Origin of the sequence: Pseudothermotoga hypogea DSM 11164 = NBRC 106472, assembly GCF_000816145.1 — a bacterium.
Taxonomy (GTDB): Bacteria; Thermotogota; Thermotogae; order Thermotogales; family DSM-5069; genus Pseudothermotoga_A; species Pseudothermotoga_A hypogea.
This window is the reverse complement of the sequence record NZ_CP007141.1, coordinates 1,364,512-1,380,699: the sequence shown is the minus strand read 5'-3', so window position 1 is coordinate 1,380,699 and position 16,188 is coordinate 1,364,512. Positions and strand designations below refer to the sequence as shown.

The 16,188-nt window shown below is 49.9% G+C and carries 17 protein-coding genes; 11 read left to right on the top strand and 6 right to left on the bottom strand.

Features of this window, described 5'->3' with window-relative positions:
* The first annotated feature begins 2 nt into the window (after nt 1-2).
* The 3 genes from fliM to AJ81_RS06765 are packed head-to-tail and all read left to right on the top strand — an operon-like array spanning nt 3 to nt 2,583.
* On the top strand, nt 3-986 hold the full coding sequence (gene fliM, locus AJ81_RS06775; protein ID WP_031504464.1) for a flagellar motor switch protein FliM: 984 nt from the start codon (nt 3-5) through the stop codon (nt 984-986).
* Nucleotides 983-1,990, top strand: coding sequence for a flagellar motor switch protein FliN (fliN, locus tag AJ81_RS06770; protein WP_031504466.1), 1,008 nt, complete (start codon nt 983-985; stop codon nt 1,988-1,990). Before fliM ends, fliN begins: the two co-directional genes overlap by 4 nt.
* Nucleotides 1,987-2,583, top strand: coding sequence for a hypothetical protein (locus AJ81_RS06765; protein ID WP_031504468.1), 597 nt, complete (start codon nt 1,987-1,989; stop codon nt 2,581-2,583). Before fliN ends, AJ81_RS06765 begins: the two co-directional genes overlap by 4 nt.
* On the opposite strand, the gene AJ81_RS06760 is transcribed toward AJ81_RS06765, so the two are convergent.
* A complete protein-coding gene (locus AJ81_RS06760) occupies nt 2,568-3,314 on the bottom strand; it encodes an MBL fold metallo-hydrolase (RefSeq protein ID WP_031504469.1) in 747 nt (248 codons plus the stop codon). The genes AJ81_RS06765 and AJ81_RS06760 overlap by 16 nt on opposite strands.
* Before the next feature lie 57 nt (nt 3,315-3,371).
* Between AJ81_RS06760 and AJ81_RS06755 the strand changes: the two genes are divergently transcribed.
* Complete coding sequence (locus AJ81_RS06755) at nt 3,372-4,370, top strand: polysaccharide pyruvyl transferase family protein (RefSeq protein ID WP_031504471.1); 999 nt, start codon at nt 3,372-3,374, stop codon at nt 4,368-4,370.
* Here AJ81_RS06755 and AJ81_RS06750 read toward each other — a convergent pair whose 3' ends face one another.
* Both AJ81_RS06750 and AJ81_RS06745 read right to left on the bottom strand, forming a co-directional pair.
* Nucleotides 4,371-5,159 carry a family 1 encapsulin nanocompartment shell protein gene (locus AJ81_RS06750; RefSeq protein WP_031504473.1) on the bottom strand — a complete coding sequence of 263 codons (789 nt, stop codon included), beginning with the start codon at nt 5,157-5,159 and terminating at the stop codon, nt 4,371-4,373.
* Nucleotide 5,160: 1 nt separating this feature from the next.
* A complete protein-coding gene (locus AJ81_RS06745; protein ID WP_031504475.1) occupies nt 5,161-5,502 on the bottom strand; it encodes a ferritin family protein in 342 nt (113 codons plus the stop codon).
* Nucleotides 5,503-5,678: 176 nt separating this feature from the next.
* On the opposite strand from AJ81_RS06745, the gene AJ81_RS06740 reads away from it, so the two are divergent.
* Genes AJ81_RS06740 through AJ81_RS06710 form a run of 7 tightly spaced genes read left to right on the top strand, consistent with a single transcriptional unit; the run spans nt 5,679 to nt 13,674 of the window.
* Nucleotides 5,679-6,491 (top strand): VIT1/CCC1 transporter family protein, encoded by an 813-nt coding sequence (locus AJ81_RS06740; RefSeq protein WP_031504477.1) that lies wholly within the window; start codon nt 5,679-5,681, stop codon nt 6,489-6,491.
* 3 nt (nt 6,492-6,494) lie between these two features.
* On the top strand, nt 6,495-7,295 hold the full coding sequence (locus AJ81_RS06735; protein WP_051368738.1) for a helical backbone metal receptor: 801 nt from the start codon (nt 6,495-6,497) through the stop codon (nt 7,293-7,295).
* A 5-nt stretch (nt 7,296-7,300) separates the two neighbouring features.
* Nucleotides 7,301-8,557 carry an SLC45 family MFS transporter gene (locus AJ81_RS06730; protein ID WP_038059762.1) on the top strand — a complete coding sequence of 419 codons (1,257 nt, stop codon included), beginning with the start codon at nt 7,301-7,303 and terminating at the stop codon, nt 8,555-8,557.
* A 13-nt stretch (nt 8,558-8,570) separates the two neighbouring features.
* Nucleotides 8,571-9,710, top strand: coding sequence for an aspartate aminotransferase (gene aspC, locus AJ81_RS06725; protein ID WP_031504483.1), 1,140 nt, complete (start codon nt 8,571-8,573; stop codon nt 9,708-9,710).
* Between the two features lie 4 nt (nt 9,711-9,714).
* Nucleotides 9,715-11,442 carry an ABC transporter ATP-binding protein gene (locus tag AJ81_RS06720; protein ID WP_038059765.1) on the top strand — a complete coding sequence of 576 codons (1,728 nt, stop codon included), beginning with the start codon at nt 9,715-9,717 and terminating at the stop codon, nt 11,440-11,442.
* A complete protein-coding gene (locus AJ81_RS06715; RefSeq protein WP_031504487.1) occupies nt 11,439-13,016 on the top strand; it encodes a hypothetical protein in 1,578 nt (525 codons plus the stop codon). The genes AJ81_RS06720 and AJ81_RS06715 overlap by 4 nt, the downstream gene beginning before the upstream one ends.
* Nucleotides 12,988-13,674 (top strand): tRNA1(Val) (adenine(37)-N6)-methyltransferase, encoded by a 687-nt coding sequence (locus AJ81_RS06710; RefSeq protein WP_031504489.1) that lies wholly within the window; start codon nt 12,988-12,990, stop codon nt 13,672-13,674. Before AJ81_RS06715 ends, AJ81_RS06710 begins: the two co-directional genes overlap by 29 nt.
* Here the strand turns inward: AJ81_RS06710 and ackA are convergent.
* From ackA to AJ81_RS06695, 3 genes are read right to left on the bottom strand one after another with little or no spacing between them, the layout of a single operon-like run.
* Nucleotides 13,661-14,881, bottom strand: a complete 1,221-nt coding sequence (gene ackA / locus AJ81_RS06705; protein WP_031504491.1) for an acetate kinase — start codon at nt 14,879-14,881, stop codon at nt 13,661-13,663. The two genes, AJ81_RS06710 and ackA, sit on opposite strands and share 14 nt — an antisense overlap.
* A gap of 6 nt (nt 14,882-14,887) precedes the next feature.
* Nucleotides 14,888-15,907: a DNA-processing protein DprA gene (gene dprA / locus AJ81_RS06700; protein ID WP_031504493.1), complete on the bottom strand. Its 1,020-nt coding sequence runs from the start codon at nt 15,905-15,907 to the stop codon at nt 14,888-14,890.
* Complete coding sequence (locus tag AJ81_RS06695) at nt 15,894-16,181, bottom strand: RnfABCDGE type electron transport complex subunit B (protein WP_031504495.1); 288 nt, start codon at nt 16,179-16,181, stop codon at nt 15,894-15,896. The genes dprA and AJ81_RS06695 overlap by 14 nt, the downstream gene beginning before the upstream one ends.
* Between the last annotated feature and the right edge of the window lie 7 nt (nt 16,182-16,188).

Here is a 16,188-nt window from a genome sequence, read left to right as displayed (position 1 = left end):
GCTTGTCCGATGTGCTCAGTCAAGACGAAATAGACAGGTTGTTGCAGGCGCTGAAATCCGGTGAGCTTTCGGCTGAAGAGATCAAGCGAGAAGAGAAAAAGGTAAAGCTGTACGATTTCAAGAGGCCGAGCAAGTTCTCGAAAGAACACGTGCGCGTGTTCGACATGATACATGAAAACTTCGCTCGGTCCGTCTCCACGTACCTCTCCGGTAGAGTGAGAAGTTTTGTGAGCATAAACTTGGCGAGCATAGACCAGATCACTTACGAAGAGTTCATAAGGTCTCTCCCTGCACCGGCGTTCATAGTTGTTTTCTCAGCTCCTGAGTTCGTTGGAAACGCCATTTTGGAAATGAACCTCGAGCTGTTCTACACGATCTTGGATCTGATACTCGGTGGACCAGGTATGCCAAACATAAAGAGGCCACCGTCGGAGATAGAGATAAGTATCATGAGAAAAGAGCTGATGAACATTCTCGCGAATTTGGCACAAGCTTGGAGCGACGTGTTCGGTTTCTCACCGACGATAGAGAGCGTCGAGAACAATCCGCAGTTCGTTCAGATAGCACCACCGAGTGAGATGGTACTGCTTGTTTCGCTCTTCCTCACGGTTGGTAAGACGGAAGGGTTCATGAACATATGTTGGCCTTCGTCTCTGATGGAACCGTTTATGGACCGATTGAGTTCCCGGAACTGGTTCAAGGTGGTAAAGAAGGAACAGGTTTCTGAGAAAATCCAGCAGGATCTGACGGCAAACCTGAGCCAGATGAAGGTCGTTCTGAATGCGGTGCTCGGTGAAGCTGTCTTGACGGTGAGGGAGATCTTGGAACTGGAAGTGGGGGACGTGATCAGGTTGAAGTCCCACAAAGATGAAGACATCGCCGTACACGTTCAAGGCAAGGCTAAGTTTTTGGCAAGACCTGGGACCTACAAAGGCTACAGGGCTGTGAAGATCACCAAGATCGTTGAACCGGAGGTGAAAGAATGAGCGACTTCCTCTCTCAGGATGAACTCGACGCGTTGTTGAAAAGCTTTTCAGAATCTTTGCCCGAAGAAGATAAGAAAATGATAGAGGCCATCGCCACACTCATTTTAGATCCGGCTTCTTCTGCGCTCGGTATGATCGTCGGTAGAGAAACTCGAATAAAACCCGCTCAGATAACACAGACGTCTTTGAAGGACTTCATTACCAAGTCCAAGGAGAAGATCGTGCTTGCGGATGTCAAACTGAGCGATGCTTTGCAACTGAACTTGTCCATCGCGATGCCGGCATCTTTGGTGTTGAAAATAGCCGATCTCATGATGGGTGGATCGGGTGAAGTTACCGATCAGAACGTGGACGAGATAAAGCTCAGTGCTCTGACAGAAGCGTTGAACCAGATGCTGGGGGCGAGCATCACCCTGCTCGCCGAGAAAGCGAAAGGAAAGGTTTCTCTGGGAAAGCTCGAAGTGAAGCTCGTGGACGATGTCGAGAGCATCAGTACCATTTTCAATCCGACAGAACTTCTTGTGTGCGTCGAGTGCCAGCTGGAGATGGAGAACAGTTCTTCTTCAAGCCTCTGGTTGCTCACACAGCTTACGGCGATCAAAGATGTTCATGAGAAACTCTTTCCGTCGAAGAAAGAAAAGGAAGAGGAAAAGGTCAAGGTTCAGCCAGCGAAGTTCGAAGAATTCAGCCCCGCTGAGACCCAGATTCCGCCACAACCGTCTGAGATCCAGCAGAAGCTCGAATTGCTCTTCGATGTGCCTTTGAAAGTAGTGGTCGAGCTCGGCAGGGCACGCATGACGCTCAAACAGGTTATGGACCTAACCATAGGTTCACTCATAGAACTGGACAAGCTCACTGGTGAACCTGTCGACGTGCTGGTCAACGGCAAACTGATCGCCCGCGGAGAAGTGGTCGTCATAGACGAGAACTTCGGTGTGAGGATCACGGAAATCGTCAGTCCGAGGCAGAGACTCTACTCGATAAGAGAAACGAACGGCATATGAGAAAATTTTTCTTCGTGTTCTTCATCCTCTTTACCGTACTGTCTTTTGCGACGAGTTTGCTCTTCGAACTCGTCGAGCAGTTCGCCGGAGTCAGAGACTTCATAGTGGATTTCGATCTCGCAGCGGAAATAAAACTGGACGGTGTCAAGCCTTTCCGTATGTCGGGCCTGCTCGTGGTGAGAAACTTGGAGGACTTTTATTTTCTTGTGAAGAAACCTGATTTCGTTTCGAATCTATCTTTTGCTTACTTTTCACGAATCAAGCGACTCGTTTTTGGTGCGGAAAGCTTTCAGGATTTTGAGAACTTAGAGATTCCGATATCTTCCATCGTGCAGGCGATCCAATCAGCCCTCAGGATGTTGCAGACACCGTTGGTGAGCGTGAGATCGGAAGGTGATTACGCTATTCTGACGTTCTCGAGGTTCGTGGCCCAGCAGTTGCAGGAACCCATAAAGGTGAGGCTCGAGATGAAAGACGCACAACTCAGATCGATCGAGATACTTAGTCCCTCGGAAGAAGAGAAAATAATCCTGAAGATCAACAACCTGATTCTCAACGCGAAAACTGACGAATACTTTCAGCTGCGTCGCTGATGAAGAAGGTTTTCCAAACTCCAGCTGAACAGTTCCGGAAACTTCCTCTTCGAAAAGTTCTCGTCCGACATCGCGTCGTGAAGGTTCAAAGCGCCATCGAGTAGTCTCTTCATTTTCACCAAATAGCGTTGCATCGCTTTGAGACACTCTAAGGTTGCGACTTCACCGTGTCCAGGTACGATCCAGGCAGGTCTCATGTCTTCGATGAACTTCAGAGCAGAGAGCCATTCGTCCAAATCGCTGTCCGCAACGATCTCTGCGTGAAAACCGTTGAAGATCAAATCACCGGCGACCAGAAGTTTTTCCTGTTTGAAGAACACGATGGACGAATCGAGAGTGTGTCCACCAAGACGTTTGATGAACAGATTCTTGTCCTCGTATTCTTCGTCGAAGGTGAAGTTCGGCGTGACGATCTTTTCAATCGGTGGTAATTTTGATAGATAGCGCTCGTCAAAAACCTCCATGAACGACTTGGTGAGCTCGCTCGCGAGTATCTTCGTTCCTTCGAATGCAACGTTTCCAAAGGTATGGTCCGGGTGATAGTGTGTGTTCACGACCATCTCTATGGGTTTTTTGAAGAAGTCGTCCAACAGTTCTTTCACCTTACGTGCTTTCTCAGCGAACAGCGACGTGTCAACAACGATGACGCTGTTTTTCACAAGCACACCTGTGATGTTCGAAGAACCCTCCGCTCCGATGACCACCACACGATCGTTCAGGACCTTTATCAAACGTGAACACCTCCGGTATAATCCAATTGATACTTCTCGCTGAGGAGATGTTTTTCCTTGAAGAGAGCGATGCTGTTCGGTTATTACGGTTACGACAACCTTGGCGATGAACTGCTCTGCGAAGAGAGCATCAGGTTACTCAAAGAAGCTCGTTTCGACAGGATCTACCTCTTGCTGAAAAGGGACAAAGTGAGGGATTTTTCTCAACCACAAATTGTCCCCATCGACAGGTTCAATCCTTTCAAGATCCTGATGGCGATCGCCAAAAGCGATGTGATCGTGTGCGGCGGTGGTGGCATCCTACAAGATCAAACGAGCGTGAAGAGCTTGCTCTATTACGCTTCCATCGTTCTGACCAGCCTGATGTTTCGAAAACCTGTGCTGCTCTTAGCGAACAGTCTGGGTCCTCTGAAGCACAAGCTTTCCAAATGCGTGGTGAGGTTTCTTCTCAGCAAAAAGAATGTCTTCTTCATCGCTCGCGACGAGGTGAGTTACAGGTACGCCAGAATCGTTGGAGCGAAGAACGCATCGCTTGGAACGGACCTTGCGATCGGAGCGATCGAACGCTTGCCGAACTGTGAGAAGCAAAAGAAGATAAGTCTCTGTTTGAAGAGCGAACTGAAACTCGATATCGTCATCGAAACGGCAAAATTGTACGGCTTTGAGACCATCCTTGTTCCTCTCAGTCCACAGGATCGACCAGCATGCGAAAAGATGGCTCGCAAATACGGCCTTTCAATCTCGAACGAATCAATGAAGGAAATTCTGCGTTCTTCGCTTGTTGTTTCCCAACGCTTCCACGGTTGTCTTCTGGCTTGTCTTGTAGGTTCACCCTTCGTTTCCCTGAACAGTTCCAAGAGCAGAAGGTTTTTCGAACGTTACTTTCCAAAGTACGAAGGATTCTGCGCGAAAGAAGACCCAACGCAGATCGCTCTGGCAATCGCTAAATTGAGTAACTCCAGACTCGAATCAGGCAGGATGATCGAAGATTTCAAGAAAATGCGTGATGACGTGATCGCGCTCTTGAAGACTCTCACAAAGAGAAAGAGGGGCTGATCAGCCCCTCAGCACGCACACGGATTTCGGCTCTCTGACAAGCAACGCGATGCTTTCAGACACGGAGAACTCCAACATGTGGTCTTTCGGACCTATGAAACCTATCGACAGATCCTGACCGACTATCAGCGAAGCGTAGAAAGGTGAATCACAGATCAACACCCCGGCATTCTTCAACGCGGGTGCCTTGTAGATCTTTTTGACCATCATGGAAACGTGTTCCAGTTCGGTCTGATTACCGCTCTCGTATCTTCTCATCAGCTTGTTGTATCTGTCCGGCGAGAGTGCGAGTAAGTATGGGCCGTGAAAACCTGACTCGTCGAGCTTCGTGATCGCTTCGATCACATCTTCCGCAGCCTGACCGATCTTGCTCCACTCGCCCATGTTCAGCTGAACGGCCTCGTCGAGGTTCAACAATCCTTTCTGATCTGCCAGACCGTGGAAGATCAGCTTCTCTTCGAATTCGAGACATTCGAGCACGGCTTTCCTGAAACTGGTCAGATCGAGCGTGACCTTTTCCGATTCGAACGCGGCGATGTCTCTCATGGAGAGTTCGAACGTTCTGTGAACGTAGTACAGTGGCAAGCTCTTGGGAGCGAAGACTCCCTCATCGATCTTCACATCACCAAGAGAAACCTGCTTGACTCCGAATCCGAGAGGACCGATCATGTTGAGGAGTTTTCTGCCTGTCAGGTTCGTCTTTGCCAGATCTACCATCACATCGTTCAGCAGTTTCCAAAGCTCTGCACTTATCGGGGCATCTTCCTGCATCAGATACCTGTTCGCCATGTCAGTCACCTTCTTTCAGTGAACCTATAGTCGGTTCTTCATCGTCACCCTCGGACATGAGTTCTTCAACTTCTTTGAAACCTTCTTCCATGAACTTGGATTCATCCTTGGTGAGGATATCCAAAAGTTTTGTGAACTCGCCGATGTGGACTCTCTCTTCGTTCGCTATGTCGATGAGCACCTTCTTCGCCAGAGGATGATCCGTCGCATCTGCAATCGCCATGTACTGATGCACCGCTTCGTGCTCAGCGGCAACGCTCAGTCTTATCGCACGGATGAGTTCAGAAAGCGTGAGTTTCCTTTCTGGAACCTTTCCACTGAACGGATTAACGAATTCTGGCATCTCATCACCCCTATTAGATTTTAGCACAAAAATGTAGCGAAACCATTTGTTATATTCGAGGAAAGGCTCATGTTTGGCTCCACGAATCTTTTGTTCGTTGGGCGAAGCAAGGTTTTGGATTAGAATTTGAATCGGAGGGGAAGAGCTTGAAGAAAGATCAACGCATCTTGCTCAAAATGCAAAAGGCAGAGATGACCGAATACATAGTGTACACGAAACTCGCCAAAATGGACAAGAAGAACTCGGAAGTTCTGTCCAAGATCGCCAAAGACGAGCTGAGCCACTACAAGAAGTTGAAAATACTCACGCAAATCGATGTTGCACCGAGCTGGTGGAGGGTGATCTTCTATCTCTTTCTCGCTAAATTGCTGGGTATAACGTTCGCGCTCAAGTTGATGGAACAGAACGAAGAAAAGGCGCAGAAGAGTTATAAAGCGCTCGAGCAGACAGAAATCCTGAGTGACGAGGAAGAACACGAGAAGGCGTTGTTAAAACTCATAGACGAAGAAAGGATCGAGTACATAGGTTCGATGGTGCTGGGCCTGAACGATGCGCTCGTTGAGCTGACGGGTGCGCTCGCTGGGTTGACGCTCGCAATCCGAAATTCCAAGATCGTGGCACTCTCTGGCATCATCACGGGTCTGGCTGCGGCCCTTTCGATGTCAGCTTCGGACTATCTCTCTCGCAAATCTGAGGGTGGAAACAAAAAGCCTCTCAGATCCGCACTGTACACGGGAATTGCTTATCTGATCACGGTCCTGTTTCTGGTCTTTCCGTACATGGTGCTGGATCGACCCATGGTGTCGCTGTACTGGACGATCGCGAATGCCGTTCTCGTCATATTGATCTTCACGTTTTTTGTCTCTGTGGTGAAGGAGGAGAATTTCAAAAAGAACTTTCTCGAGATGCTTTCGATCAGCATGGGCGTTGCTGTCATTTCGTTCTTCATCGGCATGGTCGCGCGAAGATTCTTCAACATAGAGGTGTGAGCTTTGAAAATTTACTGCGAATCTCTCATGAGAAAGCTTGAATTTCCCGACAAAATTGAAAGAATCGTCAGCCTCGTCTCTGGTTTCACCGAGACCATCTTCGAGATGGGTCACGGTGAAAGAATCGTCGGTGTATCGAAGTACTGTTCGCGCTATGTGAACCATCCAAGTGCCGAAGTGGTTGGAGATTATCTGAAGGTGGATCTTTCGAAGTTGAAATCGCTCAGACCAGATCTTGTGCTTTTGACCACAGGTGTTCAGACGCAACTCGCGCTGGACCTTTTACGCAAGAACCTGCCGGTCTGTGTTTTACCGTTACCTCGGAGCATCAACGGCGTGTGGGAGAACGTGATGTTGATTGGAGGTCTGTTGAACGATGTCAAAAGTGCGCGAGAACTGGTGCTGAAGTGGCAAGAGGTGTTTTTTAATGGTCGCGAAACTCTCTCTGAGCGACCTTCGGCGTATGTTGAGCTGTGGTTTGGAAAACATATGAGAACCGTCGGCGGTTTGAGTTTCGTGAACGATCTTGTAGAATACGCAGGCGTCAAGAACATTTTCAGTGATGTCAATGAAAGCTTCTTCGTACCTCCACTGAAAGAAGTTCACAGGCGAAGGCCGAAGTTCATAATCTTTTTCTACGAACCAGAGTTTCCCATAGACCCTTATCGGATTATAGAGTCGAGAGGTTGGGATTGGAAAGCGAAATTGATAGAATCCACAGTGGAATGTGGAAAGAACCTGATACACGATGGTCCTTCCATGATGAGAACGATCCAGTGGCTCAGAGAACAAATCTGGGGGTGAACCTCGTGGAAGATTTCAAGTACTGGAAGGTGTATCTACTGGGGTTAGGGTTTTTTGGAATAAGCGTGCTGTGGCCACTGTACAACGCTTATGTGCCCATTTTTCTTAAAGACTTCGCCCTGCCATCGTTTCTCATAGGTCTCATCATGACGATCGATAACTTCTTCGCCATCTTCATGTTGCCGTTCATAGGAACACTGAGCGATCAGACAAGGACGAGAATTGGACGGAGAAAGCCTTACATACTCGCTGGTGCTCCACTTGGAGCTCTCTTCTTCGCATTGATACCTCTATGCAAGGACCTTGGTTCGCTCGCGCTCATGATGTTCGTCATCATCCTGATGAACTTCTCGATGGCGCTCTTCAGATCTCCCCTGATCGCCTTCATGCCAGACATAACCCCGTCTGAGAAGCGCAGTCAGGCTAACGGGATCATCAACTTCATGGGAGGTTTTGGGGCGCTTTTGGCTTATTTCGCGGGCAAGCCTCTCTACGATGCGAACAAAGCTTATCCGTTTCTTGCCGGTGCCGCTCTGATGCTCCTGGCCAACCTTCTGGTCGTACTCTTTGTTGATGAACCTTCACAGTATAGAGTCAAAAATGAAAAATTGAATGTCTCAGACACGCTTAGAAGGGGTTCGAAAGAACTAAGAGAGAATCTACGCGACGTGTTCGCCTCGAAGGAAAAGAGTTTGATGATGATGCTCGCCTCCATATTCCTCTGGTTTGTTGGATTCAACGCGATCGAAACCTTTTTCACCAGCTATGCAAAGTTTCACATGAACATAAGTGAGAGCACGGGAGCGCTCGTCTTGGGAGTTTTTTCCTTGTCTTTCATGATCTTCGCTTTGCCCTCTGGCTTCATAGGAGCAAGACTCGGCAGGAAGAAAACCATAAGGCTTGGACTCACGATCATAGTCGTGTGTTTGCTCATCGCCGTCGTATTCTCGCGCCTGTTGAGGGATTCTGCGCTTTTGTTTCTCTTCTATCTCGTCTTTGCGATCAGCGGTGCTGGGTGGGCGCTGGTGAACGTGAACTCTTTGCCCATGGTGGTCGACATGACCAGATCCGAGAAGGTCGGTGGTTACACCGGTCTGTACTACTTCTTCTCGATGGCCGCCAACATCGTCGCACCACCCCTTGCGGGCGCTTTCATAGATCTGGCAGGTTATGGTTCGCTTTTCGTGTTTTCAATAGTATTCCTGGTGACTTCTTACGTGACGATGGGCTTTGTGAGAAGGGGAGAAAGGGCCGAGAGCTGAAGGGAGGAATTGGATGAACGTTTCGGAAAGGATCAAGAACATTGCGGGTTCAAAAACGCTCGAGATCAATGCTCTGGCGCAGTCGATGAAACAAAAAGGTATCGACGTGGTTAACCTCACGGCGGGCGAACCCGACTTTCCAACGCCACAGCCCATAGTGGAAGCGGCGATAGAAGCTCTGAAGGCTGGTCTGACCAAGTACACGGACTCTTCGGGTATCCCACAGCTGAGAGAAAGGATCGCTAAGCACGTTTCAGAAAGGCACAAGGTTCCTTGCACCATGGAGCAGGTGATCGTGACGAATGGTGGAAAACAGGCGATCTACAACTGCCTTGCGGCACTAATACAGGAAAACGACGAGGTTATCATCATAGACCCGTCCTGGGTCAGTTACGAACCGATGGTTCGCATTCTCGGAGGAAAAGCTGTGCACGTGAAAACGAGCTTTGAAAACAACTTCAAACCCTCGATCGAACAGATAGAGAGCGCGATCACTCCCAGAACGAAGGTGCTCGTGCTGAACAGCCCAAACAACCCGACGGGAGTCGTGTACGATGCCGATTTGCTGAGACAGATACACGCGCTTTCGATCGAGAAAGGCATATTCATCATCTCGGACGAAGTGTACGACTGTCTGGTTTACGATGGAGAGTACGCCTCCATGTACAGCATTTCGCAAGGAAACAACGTCGCGCTCGTGAACGCCTTTTCGAAATCTCACTCCATGACCGGCTGGCGTGTGGGGTATCTTGTGGCACCGATCGAGATCGCGAAGGCGGCGGCAAAGGTTCAGGCGCACACCACTTCGAACATAAACACCGTTGCCCAGTACGCCGCGTTGAGGGCCTTCGACGTGGACACGAGTTACATGTTCGAAAGGTTCAGACAGCGACGGGATCTGGTGTGCGAGCTACTTAAAGAGGCTGGATTCAGTTTCGTTCGACCCAGCGGAGCGTTCTACGTGCTCGTCAACGTGAGCGAGTTCGACGAGGATGATGTGCGCTTCTGCACCAAACTTTTGCAGCAAGCCCATGTCGCTCTGGTACCGGGCTCTGCGTTCAACGCACCCGGTTTTGCAAGACTTTCTTTCGCAACGAGCGAGGAGAACCTGATCGAAGGGGTCAAGAGGATGAAGAATTTCGTTGGAAGGTGATCGCGTGCTTCTGGATTTCATAAAGAAATACTGGTACAGATACCTTACAGGCATTTTAACTCTGATCGTTGTTGATCTTCTGCAATTGTACATCCCCAGGTTCATAGGGCGGGTTGTGGACCATCTCAGATCTGAACAGCCCACGATGGGTTTCGTCACCGTGATGGTCAGCTGGATCGTAGGCATCGCCCTGGCGATAGCCATCATGCGTTTCTTTTGGAGGTATTTCATCATAGGTAACGCGAGACGATTCGAATACCTTGCCAGAAAGACCCTGTTCGACAAACTGCTTTCGCTCTCTCCGGGTTACTTCGATAGAACGAGAAGTGGCGATCTGATGGCCAGGTTCACGAACGATCTTCAAGCCGTCCGAATGGCGCTCGCTCAAGGGGTCGTCATGACGGTGGATGCGACTTTCATGGCGATCATGACGGTTCTCTTCATGGGTCGCACGGTGAGTTGGAAACTCACCTGGCTCGCTTCGATACCGCTACCAGCGCTCGCGCTGGTTGCGCTCTTCTTCGGTAGGATCATCCACAACAGATTCATGGAAGTGCAGAACCAGTTCTCCGCAGTGAGCGAGCTGACCGAGGAGACGATCTCCGGGATAAGGATCGTCAAGAGTTTCGCTGCGGACGAAAAGTTCTGGGAAATGTTCAGAGACAGATCCTGGAACAACTACAGGGCGGGCATATCCTTGGCGAAGGTCTCATCGGTGTTCTTCCCTCTGATGATTTTCCTGGCATCCCTGGCACACGCTTTTGCGTTGTTTTTCGGTGGTCCAATGGTGGTGCGGAGCGAGGTCAGCCTTGGTGAGTTCATCGCCTTCAACTCCTATCTGGGCATGCTGACCTGGCCCATGATGGCTCTGGGTTGGGTCCTCAACGTAATTCAAAGTGGCAGGGCTTCTTACAAGAGAATCATGCAGGTAATGAAAGAGATGCCCCAGGTTGAAGAGCCGAAAAATCCTGTGAAGATCGATCGCATCGAAACGATAAGCTTTGTTGATCTGACCTACAGATACCCCTCGAGCCAGAGGGATGTGTTGAAGTGCGTAAGTTTCTCGATAAAGAAAGGTGAGATGGTCGGGATCGTTGGCACGGTGGGTAGCGGTAAGTCTACGATCGTGAAACTCCTGGCAAAGCTTTATCCGGTGGAACGTGGCAAGATCTTCATCAACGATGTGGACATAAACGATATCGCTTCCGAGAACATACGCAGTCTGATAGCCTTCGTCCCACAGGAGTCTTTCCTGTTCTCGGACCAGATAAAGAAGAACATAGCTTTCGCTCAAGAAGATATCGATATGGAAAGAGTCATCGAATGCGCGAAACTTGCCGCCGTTCACGATGAGATAGTGAAGTTCCCAGAAGGTTACGACACCGTGGTCGGTGAGAGGGGAGTCACGCTCTCCGGTGGACAGAGACAAAGAGTCACCATCGCCCGTGCGCTGTACGAAAACAAAGACGTGCTCGTGTTCGACGACTGTCTCTCTGCGGTCGATCCCGAAACGGAGGAAAAGATCATAGACTCGCTGAGGAGCCAGTTCAAGCAAAAGACCATGATCATCATAACGCACAGACTGAAGGTGCTCAGAGATGCCGATCTGATAATCGTACTCGACAACGGCGTGATCGTCGAGAAGGGCACGCACGAAGAACTGATGAATCTGGACGGTTTGTACGCGCGCATGTTCAAACGCCAGATGATCGAAGAGGAGCTCGAAGCATGAGAAACCTGACCTTATTTTTGCTCTTCACGAGCTGTTTGGTGCTCGCTGCGGTGAGCTATCAGTTCAAGAATTCGCAGTTGCTCATCGTGGGCCTTGAAACCTACGACGAGGTCGAGTTGGAGATCGATGGAAAGAAAGTCATTTTGCCCGTTTCTCAGCTGAACATTCCTTGGAGGAAAAACTACAACACGACGCTGGTCCTCACGCCCATCAAAAATGGTGTGAGGGCCTCGCCTGTTCGTTTGTACATAGATGCCAGCAAAGACAGAGCACCAAAGGTGAGACTGAAGGTTCCAAGTTACTACGTACCACTTGGAAAACTGACGCTGGAAGTCTTCGCGGAAGACGACTGGGATGATCCAGAATCGTTGCGTTACAACGTCTATCTTGATGGTGTCAGGATCGATCCTCCGAAAGGAGGAAAACTGCTGCTCGACACCTTTTTCATGCACTCGGGCGAGAGAAGGTTGAGGATCGTTTGTAGAGACAGCGGATCGAACGTCGTCGATCAAACCTACAGGTTCTTTGTGGTGCCGACCCCACCGCGTCCACCACAGTTCAGTCAGGGAAGGATCGTTTCGGACCGCACTCACAGAGTTTACATCGTTCAAGACGGATCGATCGAAACCTACGAGACAAAATCCAGCAACCTGGAAGAACAGCTCGCGTTCGTGTGCGATCTGGATGCAGCCTCGAACGAGAGTATTCCTGTTCTGTACTACAAAGAAATGGAATTTCTTCAGCACCAGAATCCCATTCTCATGAATCTCAACGACAGTTGTTCTCTCTCCTCAGAACACACCGTCTTCGGCAGGGTCGTCGTGCCTCCAGAACAGACAGTCATTTTGAAAGCAGGCTCCACTCTGAGAATAAACAGCGGCTGTGAACTCATAGTGCGTGGAACACTTCTTCTGGAGCGAGGTGCGAAAGTTACGGGATCGGGAAACCTTTTGGTCGTGGAATCCGGTAAACTCATCGCAACCGGTGCGACGATCGAAACGAACGTTTCGGTGGATGGTGCAACAACGTTGTGGCTCTCAGATGTGGATCTTTCGAAAGCGAAACTCGAGATCAACAGATCCTTCTTGACTGCCCTGAAGAATGTCAAGGCTTCCCAAATGATCATCGACAACGTCAGAAAGTTGTGGATTGATTCGTCAAACTTTGGTACCTTGGAGCTTCTCAACTGTGGCGATGCCATCATCATGAACTCGAAGATGTCTCAGCTGAAAGTTTCTCGAGGCAGTCGAGTGAGGATGTATTCCTGCTCGATCTATTCAACAAAGACCGCAGTTTCTGTGTCGGACCTTTCGATACTCGAAACCATCGACAGCTGGATCAGTGGAAAGATCGGCGTGAATGTGGAGAACTTCTCCAAACTTCGTGTGAGAAGCACACAGATCAACGCAGACACCGCTGTCGTAGCGAGCGGTTATTCCGTGATAGACAGTTTCGCATCTGTTCTTGCCGGAACAAAAGCCTTACAGTTAAGAGATGCCAAATTCACATTCTCGAAGACTCAGGTCCTTGGGGGGACGGAGAAGTTTGGGCTCGTCGAGGTCAACGAGAAATGAGTTCGATCCGGACCTGCTGAGGCACGTCCGTATCCCAGACGTCAGTAAAGATCACAGACCGACACACGCATCCACTCTGCTCGCATGGTACACAAGACCTAAGAAAAACGATCTGGTGATCGAGCTGGGCTGTGGTACGGGCATCGTCTCGGCGTTTCTCGCCATGAACCACGATATTCTGGTTCACTGCGTTGAAAAGAATCAATTCTTGGCCGAGTTGGCACGTGAGACAGTCAGGATGAACTCTCTCGAAAACAAAATGTTCATCCACAATGCAACGTGCCAACGGGTGAAAGAACTCTTCGACGCCGAGCAGTTCGATCTCGTGGTATCCAATCCTCCCCACCATCTTGCAGGCGTTCCGAGTCCTTCGAAGTTGAGGAGTGAAGGCAGATCCGCAAGCTTCGATGAAGCTACATCCTTCGTCGAGGCCACGGCTTATCTTTTGAAAAACAGGGGCAAATTCATCTTCGTTTTGTCCTGCGACTATCTCATGTTCTGGTTGAATGAGTTCGTCAAACGAAAGCTGCAGTCCAAAAGGCTCGTACCTGTCTACGGCGACCCCAAAAGACATGCCGTGCTCACGATCGTTGAAGGCGTCAAGAACGGGGGTATCGGCCTGAGGCTCGAACCCCCGATCGTGCTCAAAAGAGTTTGAGTTCCTTCACCTTGTTCTCAACTATGTACTTCGTATCCCGCGCGATCACGAGTTCTTCGTTGGTTGGAACGATCAGAACGGCGACTTTGGAATCGGGCGTGCTTATGATCCTTTCCACACCCTTCACATCGTTCAGTTGTTTGTCGATCTTTACTCCGAGAAAGCCGAGATATTCGCACACCTTCTCCCTGACGTAAGGCGAGTTCTCACCGACACCAGCGGTGAACACGATCGCGTCCACGCCGTTCATCGCAGCAGCGTAAGCACCTATGTACTTGGCGATCCTGTACACGTAGATGTCCAGAGCGAGCTGTGCGATTTCGTTACCTGATTGGGCCGCATCCTCTATGTCTCTCATGTCGGAACTGAGATTGTTCGTTAGGCCCAGCATTCCACTCTTCTTGTTGAGCAGATCGTAGACCTTTTCGACGCTCATGCCCAAGTTCTGCTGCAAGTAAATCACGATCGCAGGATCGATATCACCGCATCTGGTGCCCATGACCAGGCCTTCGAGTGGTGTGAATCCCATGGAGGTGTCGATAGATTTTCCATGCCTCACGGCCGCTATGGAAGCACCGTTGCCCAAGTGGCACGTGATGACCTTGAAGTCGTAATAATCTCTACCGAGTATCTCCGCCGCCCTCTTGGAAACGTACCTGTGGCTCGTGCCGTGAAAACCGTACCTTCTGATCCTGTATTTTTCGTACAGTTCGTACGGCAAAGCGTACAGATAAGCCTTCTTGGGCATGGACTGGTGGAACGCCGTGTCGAAGACGCCCACGTTCGGAACCTTAGGTAGCAATTTCTGAATCGCTTTTATTCCCAATATGTTCGGTGGATTGTGAAGTGGTGCAAGATGAACGTTCTCTTCCAAAGCCTTCATAACCTCTTCGTCGATCAACACTGAGCTTGCGAACCTCTCCGCACCGTGGACGACCCTGTGACCAACCGCATCGATCTCGGACAGATCTTTGATGACCCCGATCTCCGGATCGACGAGGACGTCCAGGACCAGTTTGAGAGCCTCTTCGTGATCCTTCATGTTCCTTTCGATGACGTGTTTGTCGTTGTTTACCCTGTGCACGAGCCTTCCACCTTCTATTCCGATCCTCTCAGCTAAACCTTTGCACAGGACCTTCTCTCCGTTCATGTCGATGAACTGATACTTTACAGAGGAACTACCACAGTTCACAACCAGTATCTTCAACGCGATCTACCTCCCCAAAATATGATAGCGTCCGTCTTCAAGTTTGACCAATTTTCCAGCCAGTTCGTACTCGGTGAGTTTCACCAGAACGTCTGCTGGATCCATCTTGAGCACGCTCACTATCTCATCGAACATCAGCGGACCGATGGAAAAGAGTTTCAAAATCTCGTCCTGCTCCTGGCTGGATTCACCCGACAAACTGAAATACTCCAACAACTCCGAAGGATGAGTGAGTGGAATAGCGCCCATTCTCAACAACCAATTGGAACCCTCGCTCGAAGCTCTGTCTATATCGGCAGGGACTGCGAAAACATCTCTACCCATGTCCGCAGCGAAACGAGCCGTTATGAGCGCGCCACTATCCTTGGGAGCCTCGATGACCACAGTGGCTCTGCTAAAACCAGCTATGATTCTGTTGCGCATCGGAAAGTTCTGTTTCGACGCCCTGGTTTGTAAAGGAAACTCACTCACAACACAACCTTCCTGGACGATTCTTTCGTACAACTTCCTATTCGAAGCTGGATACGGCACATCAACTCCCGTTCCGAGCACCGCGATCGTTTTTCCAGAAGCTTCCAGAGCCGCACTGTGCGCGCAACTGTCTATGCCGAACGCGAGCCCACTCACCACGACCAGACCTGCCCGCGCCACCGCCAAGGCCACTTCGTGTGAGACCTTCTTACCGTAACTGGTCATTTTGCGTGTGCCGACGATCGAGACACACTCTTTCTTCAACAGTTTCTCATCCCCAAGACAGAAGAGCACCACGGGTGGAGAAGAAGATTCTCTCAAGAGTGGCGGGTAAGCTTCATCCCAGAAGCTGATGATCTTCGCTCCGACTCTTTCGGCGAACTTACGTTGTTGATCAGCAAACTTTTGAACGGCATCGAAATCGATCCGCTCCAGCTGGAAAGCTTTGGCTTTCCTTGCTTCTTCCAAGTTGTCGAAAGCCTCGTTGAGATTTTTCAAAGTTTCAAGATCGTACCTTCCAAACTTCCACAGTGCAAAGATCTCAACTGGCTGCATTCTGTTTCAGGATCTCCTTTATCTTTTCCGCCACACCGGCTGCCCTGCCAGGAGTGCACATGTCCGGTGTGACCTTACCTGCAACGACGGCTTTCGCGAAGGCCTCGCAACCGGCATAGCCACAGGCTCCACAATTTGCGCCGGGTAAAGCTTGCTTCACCAACTCAACACGAGGATCTTCTTTGACCTCGAATTTCTTCGCAGCATACGCGAGGAAGGTACCGAAAGCCAAACCAAGGACCGCCATGAGCAAAGTTGAATAGACAACGACCATCGTCGAC

What these genes read in the sequence shown, in the direction of transcription:
- fliN (WP_031504466.1), top strand. Translation starts at nt 983, where the DNA reads ATGAGCGACTTCCTCTCTCAGGATGAACTCGACGCGTTGTTGAAAAGC.
- AJ81_RS06765 (WP_031504468.1), top strand. Translation starts at nt 1,987, where the DNA reads ATGAGAAAATTTTTCTTCGTGTTCTTCATCCTCTTTACCGTACTGTCT.
- AJ81_RS06750 (WP_031504473.1), bottom strand. Translation starts at nt 5,159, where the DNA reads ATGGCGAACAGGTATCTGATGCAGGAAGATGCCCCGATAAGTGCAGAG.
- AJ81_RS06745 (WP_031504475.1), bottom strand. Translation starts at nt 5,502, where the DNA reads ATGCCAGAATTCGTTAATCCGTTCAGTGGAAAGGTTCCAGAAAGGAAA.
- AJ81_RS06740 (WP_031504477.1), top strand. Translation starts at nt 5,679, where the DNA reads ATGCAAAAGGCAGAGATGACCGAATACATAGTGTACACGAAACTCGCC.
- aspC (WP_031504483.1), top strand. Translation starts at nt 8,571, where the DNA reads ATGAACGTTTCGGAAAGGATCAAGAACATTGCGGGTTCAAAAACGCTC.
- AJ81_RS06715 (WP_031504487.1), top strand. Translation starts at nt 11,439, where the DNA reads ATGAGAAACCTGACCTTATTTTTGCTCTTCACGAGCTGTTTGGTGCTC.
- dprA (WP_031504493.1), bottom strand. Translation starts at nt 15,907, where the DNA reads ATGCAGCCAGTTGAGATCTTTGCACTGTGGAAGTTTGGAAGGTACGAT.
- AJ81_RS06695 (WP_031504495.1), bottom strand. Translation starts at nt 16,181, where the DNA reads ATGGTCGTTGTCTATTCAACTTTGCTCATGGCGGTCCTTGGTTTGGCT.